The following is an 18,031-nucleotide window of genomic DNA, read 5'->3' as shown; positions in this document are numbered from 1 at the left end:
GCTGCTCATCGACGGCCACCGTCAAAGGGGTCATCGCGCAGCGGATCAGCCTGCTGCAATGGCTCACCGGCCACGGACTCTGAGGACCGGCGGCCCTGCCCGGCGTCGCGGAGCGGATCCGGGGTTCCCAAATCGGAGTCCAGCGGATTCGGCGGGTAGGTGTCGGCTAGGCCCGCCGTCGTGGTTTGCGGAGCGGGCATCTGTACCGGCGGCGGCGGAACCGCTACCCCGGTATCGGGGATCCGGCCGCCAGTGGACGTGCCCGTAGCGGTAGCGCCCGTCGCTTCGGGGGCGCCGGCGCTCAAGCTGCGGCTGAGACGCCCGGCCAGAACACCGGCTCCGGCCGCGAGCAGGAGGAAGGTTCCCGGGCGCTGGCGGGCAAAGGACTTAACCTCGGTCAGCAGCGAACCCGGATCCCGGCCATCGAGCCAGGACGCAACAGCGGAGGACCGCTCGGCAGCTTGGCGGACAAGGTCGGTGGCCACGCCGGGCTGGTCGGAGGCGGCAGCCATGGAATGCAGTTCGCCGGCGACGGACCGCAGACCTTCGGCGACCTTCTGCTGCTGGGTTCCTGCCTGCTCGGTGAGATCGGACTTGGCCTGGTGAAGCAGGTCCCGGGCATTGGTCTTGACCTCGGCGGCAACGTTGACTGCTTCCGTCTTAGCCGTCTCGGCGACGTTCTGGGCAGCATCTGCCGCGTGCCGCGTTACGTCCGCAGCTTCGTCCTTGGCCGCTTCCTGTTTGGAGTCAGCGCGTCCCGTGCCTTGTGGGGGCACAACTCCAACGCCGGCGTACCGGTCCGGGGAAGCCTCGGGTGCTGCCTGGGCCCATGGGTTCTGTGTCATCGTTGCTCTCTTTCAGGAATGGTCCGCTTGGGATCGTGACTAGCGCTACCGGATGAAATTAGTAAGCACGGTTACTAACTAAATACTAAGCACACTTGCTATATGTCGCGCAAGGCCTCGATCGAAAATCGGACGGGCCGCCTCCCGCCCGTCTGGTGACGCGCGGCGCGCACTGCAAGCCGCGCGTGAAAAATAGTAAGCATACTTGCCAAAAAGGAGTCCGGCATGCATATGGTGGGGGTCCAGCGTCGGCGCTTTGTGCCGCCGTCGCAGGTAGCGTGACTTTCGTTGCCACCCAATCAGGAAGGTCGTCGTCGTGATCCTCGCCCGCGAGCCCCACGCCCGGGACGTTTACCGGCTTCTAACCGCAGCGGCCCGTTTAGTGCAACGCCTCCACGACGATGCCCTGGCGCCACTGGGATTKACGCGTGCCGCCGTCATCGCACTGGAAGCCGTGGCTCCCCGCCCCATGTACCAGGAACAGCTCGCCGCAAGAGTTCATGTCCAAAGCCAAACGCTCGGCCGCGTCCTTGCCCGGCTCGAGGACGCGGGTCTGGTCACCAGGACGCGCAACCCGGACGATCGGCGCCAATTTCAGGTCGAGATTACCGACGCCGGCACAGCCGCACTGCAAGCAGCCTCCCAGGCTGAGCGCGCAGCCGTTCCTGCCGACTTCGACGGGTGGGAGGCCCTGTCTGAGCAACTCGCCCGGTTTGTGGATTTCTTCCAGGCTCCACGGCCCGGCACCCAAGGCTCCACGACCGGGAACTCCAGGCTCCACGTGCCCTCCCCTGCCCAAGACGGCCTCCGGCGCCAATGAACTAGCCGCCCGCGGCTGGGTGCCTCTGGGCCTCCCCCGCCCGGCGCCCACGGCCAGTCGCCGCTTCCATTGCAGTTCGGACCGGCAAGGGGCGCGCAAGACTGAAGGCCCATGAGCCGGGTATTGCGCGTTACTATGCATGCTGATTAAATCGCCGTTACGGCCGCATTCCACGACCGGTCTACCGAAAGGAAGTACAAAGATGGGAATTCTCGCTTTTCTCATTCTCGGCCTTATCGCTGGAGCTATCGCCAAGGCGGTCCTTCCCGGCCGTCAAGGAGGCGGCTGGCTGATCACACTCGTTGTTGGCGTCGTGGGCGCAATCCTCGGAGGTTGGATCGGCTCGTTGATCTTCGGCGGAGGGCTCGCTGACTTCTTTGACCTGCGGACCTGGCTCCTCTCCATCCTCGGGGCCGTTATTGTGCTCCTGATCTATGGGGCTCTTGCCGGTCGGAGGACCAGGGCGTAGCAGCCTCGATCCTCCGGATGCAGGGCTGCCACTGAGGACGCCCTGCGACTTCTGCTAGACGGCTGCGGGCCGCTGCTGAAACACCCCGGGAGGAACCACCCGGCGTTTCTCGGCCCGCGCCGCCGAGTCCAACGGCATGACGGTTGACCTCATGCCGGGCGCCCGCCCGCAGCGCCTCGTCGAGAACAAGCATTGAAAGCCTCCGGGCGCAGCTCCGGCGGCCGGTTCCGGCGTCGCAGTCGTTAGTGGTAGTCGCCAAAGCGGCAGAAGTCATTGCTCCGCGCGCATCCGCCACCATGCGACCAGAGATGCTAAACAGCAAGGAGATAGACATGGACAACCTATTCCGCCGCACGGGCATCGACGTGCCCGAACCAGTCCGGCGCTTCCTGCAAGGCGAGACGGACACCTGGCTCAGGGTCGAGGAATACCGGGACGGAAACACCTTGGTGGTCAGAACCGATATCCCCGGCATCGACCCGGACAAGGACATCGATATCACCGTCACCGAGGGCAACTTGAATATCGCTGCCCGGCGCACGGAACCCGCGCACAAGGATCAACCGGGTTACCGAAGCGAAGTGCGGTACGGCGAATATTCGCGAAGCGTCCCGCTGCCCCGCGGCGCGGACCCTGACACCGTCGAGGCCAGCTACATCGACGGTGTCTTGGAAATCCGCGCCCAAATCCCGGAGCAGTCCGGACCGTCCGCCACGAAAGTCCACGTCTCCCGCGGTGGAAACCAGTCACCGGAAGCACCAGAGAACTTCGTGACTTGAACGGCATTTCCGGCACTCGACTCGCCCGGCACCCACCAGCGACCGCGGGTGCCTTCTGGCAGGGCGAAGGGGGCCATCGGTATTGGTTCACCGGTGCCCAGCCTCGCCGCGGCCTCCGCAGCCCCCGCCTCCGAAAATTGCCACAGAGCGGAAACCATCTCATGACTATCAAGATCAACGACGCGGCGCTGCGTCATGCTCGGCAGCTCATCAAGGACTCGAGGTTTGCCCGGGATACCCGTGACGATTGGAGCGAGCACGCGCCCGACGCTGAGACAGAAAATGCATTCATCGACAAGCACGGGTACAAGGAGTACGGCACGTGGCATCTGGGCGAAGACGCCGAGAAGACGCACGACACGAAGGGGCGCTACAGCTTTCCCTTCGGTGATTTCCGCCGGCTGCATCGCTGCGCGATTCTCGCCATCCAGAGCCGGGCCGCCCAGAATAACTACGATGACGTCGCCGCCGCAGCGAAGTCTCTGCTCGACGAACTGGACCAAGACTAGACCTGGTCCAGCACAATTCTCTCTCCGCCATCGCCTCGCGCAAGGACCCCACCTGTACGGCCCGGAATGCCCGCCGCGGGTGTCCTCACCGGGCCGTCTCTTGGGCGCCCGGGCTTCCCCACGCGCCCTCCGGCGGAGCCCAACCACCGGGAGCTCACCTATTCATAAGGGGGCTTCCTAATCTAACCGGGCTCGTGATATAACACGAAAAACGGCGCAGGAGAACTCCCTGCGCAACGGGACCGGTCCCAGCCTCCTCATCGAATGGCGGCGCATTCCATTGGACATTTCCCACCGGCTCCAAGCCGGACTGGCGGTGGCGACAACGTTCATCCCCAGTCTGCGCTCCCTTTCGACTTCAGGCCCCCGCTCGCGAAGGTCTCGCGCAGGACCCCAACCTTGCCAGAACTGCGGGTCGGCCTCGGAAAACCTCAGCTGAGCGCACTGCCGACTAATCATCGCCCCCTCCCGTGGTTCGCATTGCCGCGTACGCTTCCCAAGCACCGGACAGCACCAAAGCGACCTGTCCGGTACCGGTCGGGCGACCCATCAAGGGCTCCCGATCGGACCCACTATTTCAACCTAAGAGATCCAAGGAGACGTCATGCTCACCACCGAACAAATTGACCGTCTGCTCAGCCAAGGCGCAAATGTCCTGTCGGGAGACGGAGAAAAGATCGGCTCCATCGGCCAGGTGTTCGTAGACAACGAAGCCGGCCAGCCCAGCTGGGTAACCGTCCGTACGGGCCTGTTCGGGATGTCCGAATCATTTGTTCCCCTCGAGGGTGCTCGGCTGGAGGGCAATGACATCGTCGTCCCGTACAACAAAAATCAGGTCAAGGACGCGCCAAGGATCGACGCCGATCGGCCTCTGGAGCCTGCCGAGGAAGACCGGCTCTACCAGCATTACCGGATGGACAGCGGACGCGCCTACACCGACGCGGATACAGCTGACGAAGCATCCGCCACACGACAGGACGCCTCCAGAACGGACCGCGCCGAGACCCGCGACGCCACCAGCCCAGCGGGATACGGCACAACGACACCCACCACCGACGCCGCAACGCCACCCACGACACGGCAGGACACCCCCGAAACCGACCGCGCCCAAACCCGCGACGCCACCGGCACAGGGGGATACGGCACAGCGTCAACCACCACCGACGCCGCAACACCACCGACGACACGACAGGACACCACCGGAACCGACCGCGCCCAAACCCGCGACGCCACCAGCCCAGCGGGATACGGCACAGCGTCACCCACCACCGACGCCGCAACGCCACCCACGACACGGCAGGAAACCCCCGAAACCGACCGCGCCGAAACCCGCGACGCCGCCGGCACAGCCGGATACGGCACCACCACGCCGGCCACCGACACCGCCCCTACCCCAGCCACACCACAGGACACCGATAAGGACCGCGCCGAAACCCGCGACGCCACGGGCCGGGGGCGCCTGCGCAAATACGTCACGACGGAAACCGTCACCAGGACGGTGCCAGTGCAGCGCGAAGAGGTTCGTATCGAGCGGGAACCGATTGCCGAGGAAGACCGCGACGAGGTCTCGAACCGTCCGGCCAGCGACGACGAGGTAATCCTTCACGAAGAGCGAGTCATAGTGACCAAGGAGACCGTCCCGGTTGAACGGGTCCGCATCGTTACTGAAACGGTCGCAGATGAAGTCACCATCCGTGAGAAGGTCCACAAGGAACACTTTGACGGCGAGGACAGCGAGGGATCAGAGGGCTCCGAGGGAACCGACGCCAGCCGCGGCTGAACATGCGGATTGTTTTAGATGCCCGGGGCAAGGGCTGCGACCCATAGCCCCGGGCATTTTGTTGTCGGAACGGGGGTGCGAGCGATTGGTGGCCCCCCGGCCACACCCCTCGGCCGGTTGGATTAACTGGATCCCCTGCCCACCGGTACGGCTATGGCCTCTCGCCTGCGGCAGTGCCAGTATGTTGGGAATCAGGCTGAACCACGGAGCCTGGCTCCGGGCGGAAAGGACTCGAGGTCATGACCTACATCAACAACTTCGGCGATGTGGGGCGCGGCGACGTCGCCGTGGCAGGCGGCAAGGGCGTCGGACTGGGCGGCCTCAGCCAGGGAGGGCTCCCGGTCCCGCCGGGGTTCGTGCTGAACACCGCAGCCTACGCGGATTATGTGGCTGCCAACCATCTCGAGGCCGGCATCCATGAACTGGCTGTACTGTCGCCGCACGCGGCGCCACAGGAGTACGAGGAAGCCTCGAAACGGATCCGCGCCCTTTTCACCAGCGGCACCATGCCGCACGCCATCGCGGCGGAGCTCGGCGCCGCCTACGGCAGGCTCGGCGACGGAGGCACAGCCGTGGCGGTGCGCTCCTCCGCCACGGCCGAGGACCTCGCCTCAGCCAGCTTCGCCGGGCAACAGGAAACCTACCTCAACGTCCGGGGGACGGAGGCTGTGGCCGCGGCCGTGACCGAGTGCTGGGCCTCCCTGTGGACGGCGCGTGCCATGGCCTACCGCGCCCGTGAAGGCATCGACCCGGACACGGTGCGCCTCGCCGTCGTGGTCCAACAGATGGTCGACGCCGAGGCCGCCGGGGTGATGTTCACCGCCAATCCGGCCAACGGGCGCCGCGACCAGACGGTGATCAGTGCCGCGTGGGGCCTGGGCGAGTCCGTTGTCAGCGGATCGGTCACCACGGACGACGTCGTCGTGGAAGCGGGGACGGGCCGTGTGCTGTCGCGCCGGACAGCTGACAAGGAGGTCATGACCGTCTACGCGGAGCGCGGCACCCTGGAGCAGCCGGTGACGGCGACGCGCCGCCGGCAGGCCGTATTGGACGACCCGGCGGCGGCTGAGCTGGCCGGCTACGGAACACGGATCGCGGAGCATTTCGGGACGCCGCAGGACATCGAGTGGGCACGCGCCGGTGGCGAGTTCTTCATCCTGCAATCCCGGCCCATCACCGCTCTGCCCGAACCGGCAGCCGACATCCCGGACACCTGGCCGGTGCCCTACCGGCACGGGCTCTACTTCCGGGCAAGCATCGTTGAACAGCTGCCCGATCCGCTCTCACCGCTGTTCGCCGACCTCATTGACGGCTCGGTGTCACGGTCGCTGAGGGCCCTGATGGCCGGCGCCGTCGGCAAGGAGGTCATCCGCGAGGACGACGTCGGGCTGCCCACTATCAACGGCTACGCCTATTACTACTACCGCAACTCGGGAATGTGGCGGGTGATGGGCAAGTCGCTGACGGCGATGCGTGCGCTGGCCCGTGGCAAGGCGCATATGGGAGTGGCCGGCTGGCGGGAATTTTCGCATCCCCGCTACGAGCAGGTGATCAAGGACTGGTCCGCGAAGCCCGTCGGGGATCTCTCCGGAGAGGAACTGCTGGCGGGTGTTCAGACGCTGCTTGACGCCGGCACGGTGTACTACACGGCCGTGCAGTCCATCATTCCGATCGCCGCAACAAGCGAAATCTCCTTCCGGGCCTACTACGACAAGTTCGTTCGGCGCGACGGCGATCCCCCCGCCCAGACCTTCCTCCTTGGTTACGACAGCGAACCCATCCGCGCAGAGAAGTCGCTATACGACCTCGCAGCCTGGGCCCGGGACGTCCCGGGGCTGGCCCCGGCGATCCTCAACGCCCCCACCGCTGCGCTGGCCGGGCCGCAACGCACCGGGTCCACGCCTGCCGGAGTGGACCCGGCACCCTGGCAGCAATGGCAGGCCCGCTTCCAGGAGCACCTCGGCCGGTTCGGCCATGCGGTCTATAACCTGGACTTCGTCAGTCCGGTGCCTGCTGACGATCCCTCGCCGCTGCTGGAGACCGTGAAGTTTTACCTGCGGGGACATGGCAATGACCCATACGAGCGCCAGCGGCTCTCGGCCGCCCGCCGCGAAGATGAAACCAGCCAAATCATCGCCCGGCTCGGGCCGCGGCGCCGGGCCGCATTCCTCCGGCTGCTTCGGTGGGCGCAAAATGCGGCTCCGATCCGCGAGGACGCCCTTGCCGACGTCGGACTGGCGTGGCCGCTGCTGCGGCGGATGCTGTTCGAGCTCGGACGACGGCTCGTCGGCTCCGCTGTCATCGCCGAGCCCGCCGACGTGTTCTGGCTGCGCCACCGGGAGTTGCGCAGCGCCGTCGAGTTCGGCCTTGCCGGGTCGGGCACACCGGCAGCCGTGGCAATTACCGGGGCAGACCGGCCCGTCCGCGCCGGCGCCGTCGAGGGGCGCAAGATGCTGTGGCGGGGCCAGGCCAAGGCCGCTGCCCCGCAGCTGTTGCCGGAGAGCCGGTGGATGGAGCGGGCCTTCGGCTCAATGATGCCGGCAGGCCCACAGGATCAGCTCGGCGACGTCATCAAGGGCGTCGGCGCCAGCGCGGGCCGGGTCACCGCCCCGGCCCGCGTCCTGAGGGGCCCGCAGGATTTCGGCCTGATGGAGCCCGGGGAAGTCCTGGTAGCCCGCATCACCACCCCGGCCTGGACCTCGCTGTTCGCGATGGCCTCCGCCGTGGTGACCGACGTCGGCGGGCCGTTGAGCCACAGCTCGATCGTGGCCCGCGAGTACGGCATCCCGGCCGTGCTTGGCACAGGCGTGGCCACCCAGCGGCTCACCAGCGGCCAACGGATCCGCGTTGACGGCGACGCCGGCACCGTCACGGTCGCAGACTGACCGCGTCATCAGGACAGTTCCCCGAGTTCCGCCGACCACGGAGGATTGGCGCCCTTCCGGGAGCAGGTGATCGCCGCTGCACGGTTCGCGTACGAGGCGACTGCGTGGAGCTGATCCAGGGTCAGGGTCTGCAGTTGCCGTCTTCCCTCCGCCCCGAGCGCTCCAAGTTTGGCGAGTCCGGAAATAAGCCCCGCCATGAAGGAATCACCGGCGCCCGCAGTATCTGACACTCGGATCGGTTCAGCTGCCATCTCGACCCGCCCGTTTCCGGACAGGATGACCGGGCCTGAGGCTCCGCGCGTCAGGGCCACCACCGCCGGCCCCAGTTCCAGCCAGGCCTGCAGGGATTCTTCCGGTGCCCGGTCCGGGTAGAGCCAGCGCAGGTCTTCGTCGCTGGCTTTGACAATGTCGCTCGCCGCCACGAACACTTCCGCCTGCCGGCGTGCCGCAGCCGCAGCGGGACTGATCGCGGGCCGGCAATTGGGATCGAAACTGGTCGTCGCGTGCTCCCGGGCGGCCTCTACCAGGGCAAGGGTGGCCTGCTCCCCCGGCGGGAGCACCGTAGCGATAGATCCCGTGTGGACGTGGGTGGAACCTTTGACGGCAGCGAGGGCCGGGAGGGACGCCCCACTGATTGCCCAGGTGATCGAGAAGGCGTATTCGGCGGCACCGTCAGATCCCAGGGTGGCGAGGGCCGTAGATGTGGCCGCGCTTCCGCCGTTGACCACCTGGACGCCGTTCGTTTGCAGATGCTCTTCCAGCAGGTGTCCGTGCGGGTCAAGGCCATAGTGGGTCACCAGGATTGTCCTGAGGTCGAGGCGCGCAGCCCCCACTGCCACGTTGAGGGGGCTGCCCCCGGGGTGGGCCTGGCCGCCGGCAGGACCGCGGGGGTCGCGGATGATGTCGACAAGGGATTCGCCAATGACCGTCAGGACACCGTCCCCCGCGGGGAGGCGGGGCGCTGGGGTGGCGTCGGTGATGCGCATCAGCGGCCCGGGTAGACGACAGTTTTGAGCTGACCGGCCTGCTTGCCCGCTTTGAGTGCTTCTTCCGAGTCGGCCAGCGCAAACTTGCCGGTCACCAGGATGTCCAGATCTACTTTTCCGTCCGCGATCAGCTGGATGGCCAGCGGCCAGGTGTTGGTGTAGCGGAAGACGCCCGAGAGCCAGATTTCGCGGTTCTGGATGTAGGAGACGGGGAGTTCGACGTTGTCGGCTCCGAGCCCGACCAGGATGACCCGGCCGGCCGGTCCAACGGCTTTGATGCCGGAACGGACGGCCTGCGGGGCGCCGGAGGCGTCAATGAAGGCATCGACGTCGAGCCCTTCGGTACTGTCCGTCAAGGCGTTCAAGGCATGGGTGGCGCCGTGTTCCAGGGCGAAAGCGAGCCTTTCTTCTGCGATGTCCGTGATGTAGATTTCGGTCGCCCCGTAAGCGCGGGCCGCTTGGGCGGCGATGATGCCGATGGGGCCGGCTCCGGCGATCAGGACCCGGCTGCCGGGCTTGATCTGGGCGCGTTCGCAGGCCCAGAGGCCAACGGAGAGTGGTTCGATGAGGGCTGCCGCCTCGTCGCTGACGCTGTCTGGGATGTCGTAAGCGAAGTCGTCCTGGATCCTCACGTATTCGGTGAAAGCTCCGTCGATCGGCGGGGTGGCGTAGAACTCGATGTCCTGGCACAGGTTGTACCGTCCGGCCTTGCACTGCTTGCAGGTGCGGCAGGGCCGTTGGGGTTCGACGGCGACCCGCCGGCCAACGCGGGAGGGGTCCACGTCGCTGCCGACGGCGGCGATGCGTCCGGAGAGCTCGTGGCCCAGGATCAACGGGTGGTCCACGACGTAGTCGCCGATCCGGCCGTGCTCATAGTAATGGACGTCGCTGCCGCACACACCGACGGCGGCGACCTGCACCAGAACCTGGTCCGCGTCCAACTCCGGGACGGACAGTGTTTCCATGGCCATGTCGCCCTGGCGCTTGAGGACGGCGGCGCGCATGGTGGCGGGCACTTCCGGATGTCCGGGGGTGCGGGACTGTGCGGTTGATGTGGTCATCGAAGGAATCCTTTGCGGTTTGGAGAGGCGGTGGCGGGCTATTTGACGGCGCTATTTCACTGCACCCAGGGAGAGACCCTGGACGAGTTTGTCCTGGGCGGCGAAACCTGCGAACAGCACTGGCAGGGAGATTACGACGGCGGCGGCGCAGACCTTGGCAATGAACAGGCCCTGGCCCGAGACAAAGCCGGTGAGAAAGACCGGGGCGGTGCCGGCCACGACGCCGGTGAGGACCCGCGCCAGGAGGAGTTCGTTCCAGCTGAAGATAAAGCAGATCAGCGCGGTGGCTGCGATGCCGGGCATTGCCACCGGGGCGATGACCTTTCGGAGCGTGAGCAGCAGGGTGGCGCCGTCGATCTGGGCGGCCTCAAGCATTTCGACGGGCACTTCGGCAAGGAAGGACCGCATCATCCACACGGCGATGGGCAGGTTCATCGAGGTGTACATCAGGACCAGGAACCAGATGTTATCCAGCGCGCCGGCGGTTTTGGCGAAGAGGTAGAGCGGCAGGACTGCGGCGACGACGGGCATCATCTTCGTGGAGAGGAAGAAGAACAGAACGTCGGTCCACTTTTTCACCGGCCGGATTGACAGGGCGTACGCGGCGGGGATGGCCAGCAGCAGGACCAGGACGGTGGAGAAGATCGAGGCGGTGGCGGAGTTAATCAGCGACGGCCAGGGGCTGACGCCGGAAGTTGCGCCGAAGAACTCCTTGTAGGCGTCCAGGTTAAGGTCGGCGGCGATCGACGGCGGGTTGGTGGCGGCGTCAATTTCGGAGTGGAATGAGGTCAGGATCATCCACAGGACCGGCACCGCGAACAGCAGCGCCAGCAGCCAGGCGGCAAGGCCGGCGGCGGTGTTGTTGCGGGTGGGGTCCATGCGTGACTTGCCCCGGCGTCGTGATCCCGTGGTCGGGGTGGACGGGGTGGGGACTGATGACGTGGGCCCGGCGGGGGTGAGGGTGCTCATCGTGCTGCCTCCTTCTTGAAGAGCGAGAATACGGTGCGGAGTGCGAAGGTCGCCACGAAGATGGTGCCGATGACCACCACGACGCCGGCCGCTGAGGCCAGGCCGTATTCGTTGGCGTAATAGAACGTCTCGTAGATGGCGTAGGGCAGGTTGGCCGTGCCGAGGCCGCCGGAGGTGATGACGAAGGTGGCGTCGAAGTTCTGCACGATATAGATGGCCCCGAGCAGTCCACCGAGTTCCAGATACTGGCGCAGGTGCGGGAGGGTGAGATGGCGGAAAATTGCCCAGGGAGTGGCACCGTCCATCTGGGCAGCTTCAACGGTGTCCATGGGTCGGGACTGCAGGCCGGCGAGCAGGATGAGCATCATGAACGGGGTCCACTGCCAGACCAGGGAGACGATGATGGCCATCAGGGGTGCCGACGACAGCAGGTCCGGCTGCGGCGGGGCGTCGGAGCCGAAGAGCGACCAGATCCAGGTGAGGGAGCCGTTGATCAGACCGTAAACCGGGTTGAGGATGGCGTGCTTCCAGATGAGCGCAGCCGCGACCGGAACGATGAGGAAGGGTGCGATCAGCAGAGTCCGGGCCAGGCCCCGGCCAATGAACTTCTTGTCCAGGAGCAGGGCCAGGCCGAGGCCGAGGACCAGGCTGACCAGGACCACCGAGACGGTCTCGACGATGGTGGTGAGGATTGCCTGGAGCATGTACGGGTCGGTGACCACCTGGATGTAGTTCTCGAACCCGGCGAATCCGGTCTTGTCCGGGCTCAGGCTGTTCCAGTTCATGAACGAAATGATCAGGGTCACCACGAATGGAAGCTGGGTGACGATGATGAGGAAGATCAGGGCCGGCAGCAGCGGTGCCCGCCGTGCCCAAGCCACTGCGCGTTCCCGCGCCCTGGCGTTCCTGGATGGTTTGGCTGTGCTGCTCCCTTGCCGGGAGACGCGCGCCGTTGCGGTAGTCATAATGTTCTCCTGCGGTTGGGTTGTTACTTCTTGTACTTGTCGCCGACTTTTTGTGCGGCTTCCTGGCCCTTGGCCACCGCATCGGCAACGGAGCCCTGGCCGGCGATGGCGGAGCTCACACCTTGGGACACCCGGGTGCCCAGGGCCGCGAACTCGGGAATACCGACGAACTGGATGCCGACCGCCGGCCGCGGCTGGACACCGGGGTTGGTCGGATCCGCGTTCTCAATAGCGAAGCGTTCGGCCTTGAAGAACGGCGCGGCCTGCTGGAACTCGGTGTTTTCGTACGTGGAAATGCGCTTACCGGACGGGACCTTGGACCAGCCGAGCTTGGACGCGACCAGTTCCTCGTAATTCTTCGAGCTGGCCCAGGCGATAAATTTGGCGGCAGCGTCCTGTTTCTTGGAGGCCGCCTGCATCGCCCAGGACCAGGTCCACAGCCAGCCGGAGGACTTGGTCTCTTTCACGGGCGCCTGGGCATAACCAATCTTTCCCTTCACGGGAGAGGCCTCGGCTTCCAGGGCTCCGGCCGCGGAGGTGGCGTCGTACCACATGGCGACCTTGCTTTGACTCATGTTGTTCAGGCATTCGGTGAACCCGGCCTGGGCGGCGCCCGCTTCACCGTGCTCCCGCACCAGATTGGTGTAGAACTCCGTGGCTGCGGTGAATTCGGGGGCGTTGACCTTCGCATTCCAGTCCTTGTCGAACCAGGTCCCGCCGAAGGTGTTCACCACGGTGGTCAGTGGTGCGAAGACCTGGCCCCAGCCGGGCTGGCCGCGCAGGCAGATGCCCTTCATCCCTGGCGCCGCCCCGTCAGCCTTGGCGGCGAGGTCGGCGACCTGGTCCCAGGTCGGCTTCTCCGGCATGGTCAGCCCTTTGGCGTCGAAGATGTCCTTCCGGTACATCAGGAAGGAGGATTCCCCGTAGAAAGGTTCGCCGTAGAGTTTGCCGTCCGTGCCGGTCAACGACGCCGTGTAGGCCGGCAGGATGTCCGCCTGGTTGAACTCGGCGTCCCTGGCCACGTTGTCCAGCGGCGCCAGCCAGCCGTTGGCGGAATAGAACGGGATCTCGTAGTTGGACAGTGACGCAATGTCGTACTGGCCGGCCTGGCTTGAGAACTCCTGGCTGATCTTGGCGCGGACGTCGTTTTCCGGCAAGACGGTGTAGTTGACCCGGATGCCGGTTTCCTTCGTGAAGTTATCAGCGGTGAGCCGCTGCAGGTCCTCCATTTGGGGGTTATTGACCATCAGGACATTGATGCTGTTCGGGTCGCCTGCGGAATTGCCGCCGCCGGCGCCTGCACAGGCCGAGGCGCTGAGTGCCACGCACAGGGCGCCTGCCGCCATGGCGACGCGTGTTTTTGCGCGCATTAAGGACTCCTTTGTTCGTCAGGGGGTGCGATGCTGCCCTACTCCGATTGCTGTGTCGGGGTGCGGGGCGGTGAGCGGGACGAGGGCCTCAATGCCGGGTGCCTCGCTGGTGTTCCTCAAGATTAGGCTTGTGGCATAGGGCACAACTAGCGCGATGCTTGCTGAATTCTGATACTAATTTTCCGGGGGCGGCCCCATCCGGGCGCTATTCTGGGAAGAGTCGGCACAGATGCCGCACATTTGTCATGATCCGAACGCAGGGAGAACCACGATGAGCGCGGCGGACCCAGGCGGCGGCTCGGCCATCCATGACGGCGCAGCGGCCAGGCTTGCCGAAAGACTCCTGGGGATGCGAGCCAACCGTGAGGTGATTCCGGAAGACCCCAACCATTCCGTGCGCTGGCACGAGCACGACTACCCCAGCCCGGTCGCACGTTGGAACTACCATCCTGAATACGAGCTGCACCTGATCCGGAAAGGCACCGGAAAGTTCATCGTGGGAGACCACATCGGCACTTTCGAGGCCGGACACCTGGCCCTGGTAGGTTCGGGGCTGCCGCACGACTGGGTCAGCGACCTGAGACCCGGAGAAGTGCTTCAGGGCAGGGACGTCCTTATTCAGTTCGACGGAAAATGGGTGGAGAGGGCCGCCTCGATTCTGCCGGAAATGGCCGAGGTCAAACTCTTGCTGGAGCAGTCCTCGCGCGGGATCGAGTTCCTCGGACGATCAGCCCGTGCCGCCGCCGTTTCCCTGGAGGCGATGGGGGCCTCCACCGGATTGCAGCGGCTTCAGCATCTCTTTGACGTGTTGGCCATTCTTTCGCGTGCGCCAGAGTCCGAGCGGCGCTACCTCGCCGACGAATGGTTCAGGCCGCAACTGGACGGGCAGGCCGCGGCGGTGGTGGACCTCGTCCTCGAGTATGTCTTCAGCAATCACGCCGGCAGCGTCAGGATGTCCGAGGCGGCGGCGCTGGTGGGTATGTCGGAGCCGACATTCTCGAAGTATTTCAAGCGCGCGACCGGCCAGAATTTCAGTGATCTGGTGCGCAAACTTCGGCTGGCCCACGCCCGCCGCCTGCTGGAGCGGAGCGACAAATCGATCTCGGACATCTGCTACGAAGTGGGTTTCACGAACCTGTCCAACTTCAACCGGCAGTTCCGCAATGACGCAGGCGAAACCCCCCGGGACTATCGTCAGCGGGTGCAGAACTGACGGCAGCAGCGCGGGGTTCTGCACTCCCGCCCCGGGGCGCGCGAGCTCGTCACCATGGCCCGGCAATGGGCATCGGCGGTAGATTGTGGGCATGGGACAGGCTTCCTCGGGCCGCCGGGATTTTTTCGCTGATCGGATCTTGGGCGTGGCGGAGTTCAGCCACGCACACTGGTTTTTCGGCAATCTCTATGAGGTCCTCGTCAAAATCCCGCACCGCGTCGCGGCCGCTGAAGCAAGCCGTGAACTGCCCCGCTCGCCCTTTGGAGCGGGAAGCCCGGGCCGCTATTACGCACCGATTGCACCCATCAATGCGCCGGCGGCGATCGCTGCCCTCGTGGCCGGCTGGAATCATGCCGACAGCAGGCCATGGCTGCTAGTCGCTGCGGCCAGCTCGACGACGGGTGCGGCCGCCACCGCCTATCTGCTCCGGTCCATCAACCCCGACCTGTTCTTCAGCCCACAACCGCTCAGTGAGACGCGCCGCAACCCCCTGCTGAAGCGGTGGTACAGGGTCCACGCCCTCAGGCTCGCCGCCAGCGCAGTTGCCCTGGCCGCCATCCACGAGGCACGAACACTCCGGCTCCGAAACCGCGGATAACAGCCAGGCGCCACAACCTGAAGGAGATCTTCATGGGCAAGCTGACAGGGACTTCACCGCCGACACATTCAACGCCATGCCGAAGTATGTCGTGTCGACCACGCTGGACCACGCCGGCTGGAACAACAGCACGATTATCGCCGACGACATACCCGGCCAGGTCCGCGAGCTTCGCGAGCGGGAGAACGGGCGTGGCAAGAAAATGCTGCCGGAGGACGGAACCCGGCACACATTGCGGATCGTCGAACTTGAACTCCTCGAAGGCGGGATGCTGGCCCTCCGAATGGCGCCGGCAGGGTCCTAAGGAGAGCACATCAGAGGATGCGCCTAGCTATCGCGCTTGGGTGCCGCCCGGACATGGGTGCGCTGACCTTGTTTGCCGATAAGGCTGAGGAATTCGACCGGACCGGCGCTGGTTGCGCCGAACCAGTGCGGGGTTCGGGTGTCGAACTCCACGGCTTCGCCGGGCCTCAGGATCAGGTCATGTTCACCGAGGACCAGGCGCAAGGTGCCATTGAGGACATAGGCCCAGTCGTAGCCTTCGTGGGTGCGCAGCTGAGGCTCCTGCCCATCCCTGCCCTTGGGGAGGATGAACTTGTAGGCCTGAATGCCGCCCGGGCGGCGCGTGAGAGGCAAGATCGTCGACCCGTCCGGACCTGCGACGGGACGCAGATTGAGCCGGGGGTCGCCAGTCGGCGGCGCATCGACGAGTTCGTCGAGGGTTACCCCGTGCACGCGGGCCAGGGGGAGGAGCTGCTCGAGAGTGGGCCGCCGCAGGCCTGCTTCGAGTCTGGAGAGTGTGCTGGCGGAGATGCCTGTCTGCTCGGCGAGGTCTGCGAGGGTGACGTCCCGGCGGAGTCGCAGGCGCTTGAGGCGCGGCCCGACGGCGCTGAGTGTGTGGTCGAGATCGTCATTCATGGGGCTATTTTGCCATTCGGCAATACCGCTTGCACATCCACCTGCCGGCCCGGGAGCATGGAATCTGAAGGCACATCAGATCGTAAGGGGTTCCACATGGCCGGGACGGCAGAGACATCGCCAGGGGAAGCAGCGGGCGGACGCGACGGTGACGCGATGACGCACAGCTTCGACAAGGACTACTGGCAACAGCACTGGGAACAGGCCCACGGTCCCGCCAAGGCAGATTCGGGAGGGGCTGCCCCGAACCCGCATCTCATCCGCGAAACCAGCGGACTCGCACCGGGAACGGCGCTGGATGCCGGGTGCGGGACAGGGGCAGAGGCGACCTGGCTCGCCGCGCACGGCTGGCAGGTCACCGGCGCCGACATCTCCGGCGCTGCCCTCGCCCAAGCGGCCGAGCGTGCCGAAGGGCAGTCTGTGTCCGGCACGGTGACCTGGGTCGAGGCGGACCTGACGTCATGGGCACCGGGTGATCGGTTCGACCTTGTGACCACCCACTACGCTCACCCGGCGATGCCGCAACTTGCCTTCTACGAACGCATTTCGGATTGGGTTGCCCCCGGCGGCACGCTGTTGATCGTCGGGCACCTGCACGCTCCCGCCTCCCCGGGGCACGGGCACCGCCCTCCCCCGGAAGCGACTGTCACCCTCGCGGACATCACCGGGGGTCTCAACGCTGCCGTATGGAGCATCACGAGTGCCGAGGAGATCACGCGGACACTCCCCGGACCCGGTGACCGTGCGTTGCCGCTGCACGACGTCGTCGTGCGTGCCACCCGGCGCGGGTGACCTCACAGTTTCCGCCGCGCTGCACCCCCGGTGTTGCTCAGTCCGGCCGGCTGGCATCTACCGGGTAGGTCATGAACGCCGGCGTCTCGTACGGATGAACGGACAACGCGGCATTGACGACGGCGTTACGCCGCGAGCGGGGGAAGATTGCCTCGATCCGGGTTTCCGGCACCTCCTCGGAGGAACCGACGACGCCGACGAACGGGGTCGCGCCGGGTAACGGGGTAAAACGCCCGGTGCCGTCGAGGCTGAACGAGCAGTGGGAGTAATTGCCGAGCCTGCCCGCCCCGGCGTCGCCAATGGCCTGCCGGACCGCGGGCGCAGCGTCGGTGGGGACGTAAATGACCAGACAATCCATGGGCTCCATGGCAGAAAGTCTGCCACCGGGTGCCTCTCAGCGCCGAGGGTTCCAGCTAATCAGAATGTGGATGCTCCGGACCCGCCGAGCGGGTCCTCGCGCTCGATCTGGGCGGCCTTCGGATCGTTCTCGTCGGCGCCGTAATCGGAGTTGCGCACGGTGTCCATGAACAAATGGCAAGGCCATGCAACACTGGTCGGATGCCGGCGTTCAGCATCCTCACATCCAACGAGTTTTCCGATGCCGAGGTTCTCTCGTTGTACGAATCTGTGGGGTGGGCCGCCTATACCCGGGATCCGGAACTGCTCGCCAGAGCGATCCGAAGTTCCTCGTTTGTCGTGACGGCCCGGAATGCGGATGGTGAGCTTGTTGGCCTCGCGAGGGTTGTGTCCGACGATGCGACCATCTGCTATTTGCAGGACATCCTTGTACGGCCGCCTTTCCAAGGCACGGGCGTAGGCCGGGCTCTGGTCGAGCACGTCACGGCACGATACGCGCATGTCCGGCAAACAGTACTCATCACTGACAATGAACCGGGGCAACGCGCCTTCTACGAAGCCATGGGTTTTACGGAGGGGTCGAACTTCGCTCCGGAACCCGTGCGTGTCTTCGCTCTATTTCGGTAGTCCCGGAGTTTCAGTTCGAAATGACTGGTATGTTCCAGGACCTTTCGTCATGAGCCGCTGCGAACTCCCCAGTGACCCTGCCCGGTGG

Annotated in this window: 19 protein-coding genes; 11 read left to right on the top strand and 8 right to left on the bottom strand. The window is 65.6% G+C overall.

Going from position 1 to position 18,031, the window contains the following annotated elements; all coding sequences use genetic code 11:
- Positions 1–5: 5 nt before the first annotated feature.
- Positions 6–845 carry a hypothetical protein gene (locus AC1DDH_RS01965; protein WP_476855807.1) on the bottom strand — a complete coding sequence of 280 codons (840 nt, stop codon included), beginning with the start codon at positions 843–845 and terminating at the stop codon, positions 6–8.
- Between the two features lie 316 nt (positions 846–1,161).
- Here AC1DDH_RS01965 and AC1DDH_RS01960 point away from each other — a divergent pair, with 316 nt between their 5' ends.
- The 6 genes from AC1DDH_RS01960 (at position 1,162) to AC1DDH_RS01935 (ending at position 8,087) form a co-directional block, all read left to right on the top strand.
- Positions 1,162–1,665 carry a MarR family winged helix-turn-helix transcriptional regulator gene (locus tag AC1DDH_RS01960; RefSeq protein ID WP_476954733.1) on the top strand — a complete coding sequence of 168 codons (504 nt, stop codon included), beginning with the start codon at positions 1,162–1,164 and terminating at the stop codon, positions 1,663–1,665.
- A gap of 202 nt (positions 1,666–1,867) precedes the next feature.
- Entirely contained in the window at positions 1,868–2,134 is a 267-nt protein-coding gene (locus AC1DDH_RS01955; protein ID WP_028276267.1) for a GlsB/YeaQ/YmgE family stress response membrane protein, read from the top strand.
- A 332-nt stretch (positions 2,135–2,466) separates the two neighbouring features.
- Positions 2,467–2,913 (top strand): Hsp20/alpha crystallin family protein, encoded by a 447-nt coding sequence (locus tag AC1DDH_RS01950; RefSeq protein ID WP_476849222.1) that lies wholly within the window; start codon positions 2,467–2,469, stop codon positions 2,911–2,913.
- Positions 2,914–3,074: 161 nt separating this feature from the next.
- Complete coding sequence (locus AC1DDH_RS01945; protein WP_476849223.1) at positions 3,075–3,422, top strand: hypothetical protein; 348 nt, start codon at positions 3,075–3,077, stop codon at positions 3,420–3,422.
- A gap of 604 nt (positions 3,423–4,026) precedes the next feature.
- Positions 4,027–5,202, top strand: coding sequence for a PRC and DUF2382 domain-containing protein (locus AC1DDH_RS01940; RefSeq protein ID WP_476954732.1), 1,176 nt, complete (start codon positions 4,027–4,029; stop codon positions 5,200–5,202).
- A gap of 239 nt (positions 5,203–5,441) precedes the next feature.
- Positions 5,442–8,087: a PEP/pyruvate-binding domain-containing protein gene (locus AC1DDH_RS01935; protein ID WP_476954731.1), complete on the top strand. Its 2,646-nt coding sequence runs from the start codon at positions 5,442–5,444 to the stop codon at positions 8,085–8,087.
- Positions 8,088–8,095: 8 nt separating this feature from the next.
- Here the strand turns inward: AC1DDH_RS01935 and AC1DDH_RS01930 are convergent, their stop codons facing one another.
- The 5 genes from AC1DDH_RS01930 to AC1DDH_RS01910 are packed head-to-tail and all read right to left on the bottom strand — an operon-like array spanning position 8,096 to position 13,438.
- Positions 8,096–9,073 carry a carbohydrate kinase family protein gene (locus AC1DDH_RS01930; RefSeq protein ID WP_476954730.1) on the bottom strand — a complete coding sequence of 326 codons (978 nt, stop codon included), beginning with the start codon at positions 9,071–9,073 and terminating at the stop codon, positions 8,096–8,098.
- Positions 9,073–10,134, bottom strand: coding sequence for an NAD(P)-dependent alcohol dehydrogenase (locus AC1DDH_RS01925; RefSeq protein WP_230010652.1), 1,062 nt, complete (start codon positions 10,132–10,134; stop codon positions 9,073–9,075). Before AC1DDH_RS01925 ends, AC1DDH_RS01930 begins: the two co-directional genes overlap by 1 nt.
- Before the next feature lie 51 nt (positions 10,135–10,185).
- Complete coding sequence (locus AC1DDH_RS01920) at positions 10,186–11,103, bottom strand: carbohydrate ABC transporter permease (RefSeq protein WP_476858476.1); 918 nt, start codon at positions 11,101–11,103, stop codon at positions 10,186–10,188.
- Entirely contained in the window at positions 11,100–12,068 is a 969-nt protein-coding gene (locus AC1DDH_RS01915) for a carbohydrate ABC transporter permease (protein WP_476930953.1), read from the bottom strand. Before AC1DDH_RS01915 ends, AC1DDH_RS01920 begins: the two co-directional genes overlap by 4 nt.
- A gap of 23 nt (positions 12,069–12,091) precedes the next feature.
- On the bottom strand, positions 12,092–13,438 hold the full coding sequence (locus AC1DDH_RS01910) for an ABC transporter substrate-binding protein (protein WP_476954729.1): 1,347 nt from the start codon (positions 13,436–13,438) through the stop codon (positions 12,092–12,094).
- Between the two features lie 271 nt (positions 13,439–13,709).
- Here AC1DDH_RS01910 and AC1DDH_RS01905 point away from each other — a divergent pair, with 271 nt between their 5' ends.
- The 3 genes from AC1DDH_RS01905 to AC1DDH_RS01895 all read left to right on the top strand — a co-directional run bounded on the left by AC1DDH_RS01905 (position 13,710) and on the right by AC1DDH_RS01895 (position 15,553).
- Positions 13,710–14,651, top strand: a complete 942-nt coding sequence (locus AC1DDH_RS01905) for an AraC family transcriptional regulator (protein ID WP_476954728.1) — start codon at positions 13,710–13,712, stop codon at positions 14,649–14,651.
- A gap of 91 nt (positions 14,652–14,742) precedes the next feature.
- On the top strand, positions 14,743–15,249 hold the full coding sequence (locus AC1DDH_RS01900) for a hypothetical protein (RefSeq protein ID WP_476954727.1): 507 nt from the start codon (positions 14,743–14,745) through the stop codon (positions 15,247–15,249).
- 76 nt (positions 15,250–15,325) lie between these two features.
- Entirely contained in the window at positions 15,326–15,553 is a 228-nt protein-coding gene (locus tag AC1DDH_RS01895; RefSeq protein WP_476849233.1) for a hypothetical protein, read from the top strand.
- 23 nt (positions 15,554–15,576) lie between these two features.
- Here the strand turns inward: AC1DDH_RS01895 and AC1DDH_RS01890 are convergent, their stop codons facing one another.
- Positions 15,577–16,167 carry a helix-turn-helix domain-containing protein gene (locus tag AC1DDH_RS01890; RefSeq protein ID WP_459384676.1) on the bottom strand — a complete coding sequence of 197 codons (591 nt, stop codon included), beginning with the start codon at positions 16,165–16,167 and terminating at the stop codon, positions 15,577–15,579.
- 96 nt (positions 16,168–16,263) lie between these two features.
- Here AC1DDH_RS01890 and AC1DDH_RS01885 point away from each other — a divergent pair, with 96 nt between their 5' ends.
- Complete coding sequence (locus tag AC1DDH_RS01885) at positions 16,264–16,959, top strand: class I SAM-dependent methyltransferase (protein ID WP_476870868.1); 696 nt, start codon at positions 16,264–16,266, stop codon at positions 16,957–16,959.
- 37 nt (positions 16,960–16,996) lie between these two features.
- Here AC1DDH_RS01885 and AC1DDH_RS01880 read toward each other — a convergent pair whose 3' ends face one another.
- On the bottom strand, positions 16,997–17,326 hold the full coding sequence (locus tag AC1DDH_RS01880; RefSeq protein ID WP_439954074.1) for a YqfO family protein: 330 nt from the start codon (positions 17,324–17,326) through the stop codon (positions 16,997–16,999).
- 191 nt (positions 17,327–17,517) lie between these two features.
- Between AC1DDH_RS01880 and AC1DDH_RS01875 the strand changes: the two genes are divergently transcribed.
- Positions 17,518–17,943 carry a GNAT family N-acetyltransferase gene (locus AC1DDH_RS01875; RefSeq protein ID WP_476954726.1) on the top strand — a complete coding sequence of 142 codons (426 nt, stop codon included), beginning with the start codon at positions 17,518–17,520 and terminating at the stop codon, positions 17,941–17,943.
- Positions 17,944–18,031 lie beyond the last annotated feature (88 nt).

Source organism: Arthrobacter sp. 10T425, assembly GCF_056393985.1.
This window is presented reverse-complemented; position numbering and strand designations above follow the sequence as displayed.

Excerpts from the sequence above, each read along its gene's own strand:
- AC1DDH_RS01965 (WP_476855807.1), bottom strand. The coding sequence starts at position 845 with ATGACACAGAACCCATGGGCCCAGGCAGCACCCGAGGCTTCCCCGGAC.
- AC1DDH_RS01955 (WP_028276267.1), top strand. The coding sequence starts at position 1,868 with ATGGGAATTCTCGCTTTTCTCATTCTCGGCCTTATCGCTGGAGCTATC.
- AC1DDH_RS01950 (WP_476849222.1), top strand. The coding sequence starts at position 2,467 with ATGGACAACCTATTCCGCCGCACGGGCATCGACGTGCCCGAACCAGTC.
- AC1DDH_RS01945 (WP_476849223.1), top strand. The coding sequence starts at position 3,075 with ATGACTATCAAGATCAACGACGCGGCGCTGCGTCATGCTCGGCAGCTC.
- AC1DDH_RS01940 (WP_476954732.1), top strand. The coding sequence starts at position 4,027 with ATGCTCACCACCGAACAAATTGACCGTCTGCTCAGCCAAGGCGCAAAT.
- AC1DDH_RS01935 (WP_476954731.1), top strand. The coding sequence starts at position 5,442 with ATGACCTACATCAACAACTTCGGCGATGTGGGGCGCGGCGACGTCGCC.
- AC1DDH_RS01930 (WP_476954730.1), bottom strand. The coding sequence starts at position 9,073 with ATGCGCATCACCGACGCCACCCCAGCGCCCCGCCTCCCCGCGGGGGAC.
- AC1DDH_RS01925 (WP_230010652.1), bottom strand. The coding sequence starts at position 10,134 with ATGACCACATCAACCGCACAGTCCCGCACCCCCGGACATCCGGAAGTG.
- AC1DDH_RS01920 (WP_476858476.1), bottom strand. The coding sequence starts at position 11,103 with ATGAGCACCCTCACCCCCGCCGGGCCCACGTCATCAGTCCCCACCCCG.
- AC1DDH_RS01915 (WP_476930953.1), bottom strand. The coding sequence starts at position 12,068 with ATGACTACCGCAACGGCGCGCGTCTCCCGGCAAGGGAGCAGCACAGCC.
- AC1DDH_RS01910 (WP_476954729.1), bottom strand. The coding sequence starts at position 13,438 with ATGCGCGCAAAAACACGCGTCGCCATGGCGGCAGGCGCCCTGTGCGTG.
- AC1DDH_RS01905 (WP_476954728.1), top strand. The coding sequence starts at position 13,710 with ATGAGCGCGGCGGACCCAGGCGGCGGCTCGGCCATCCATGACGGCGCA.
- AC1DDH_RS01900 (WP_476954727.1), top strand. The coding sequence starts at position 14,743 with ATGGGACAGGCTTCCTCGGGCCGCCGGGATTTTTTCGCTGATCGGATC.
- AC1DDH_RS01895 (WP_476849233.1), top strand. The coding sequence starts at position 15,326 with ATGCCGAAGTATGTCGTGTCGACCACGCTGGACCACGCCGGCTGGAAC.
- AC1DDH_RS01890 (WP_459384676.1), bottom strand. The coding sequence starts at position 16,167 with ATGAATGACGATCTCGACCACACACTCAGCGCCGTCGGGCCGCGCCTC.
- AC1DDH_RS01885 (WP_476870868.1), top strand. The coding sequence starts at position 16,264 with ATGGCCGGGACGGCAGAGACATCGCCAGGGGAAGCAGCGGGCGGACGC.
- AC1DDH_RS01880 (WP_439954074.1), bottom strand. The coding sequence starts at position 17,326 with ATGGAGCCCATGGATTGTCTGGTCATTTACGTCCCCACCGACGCTGCG.
- AC1DDH_RS01875 (WP_476954726.1), top strand. The coding sequence starts at position 17,518 with ATGCCGGCGTTCAGCATCCTCACATCCAACGAGTTTTCCGATGCCGAG.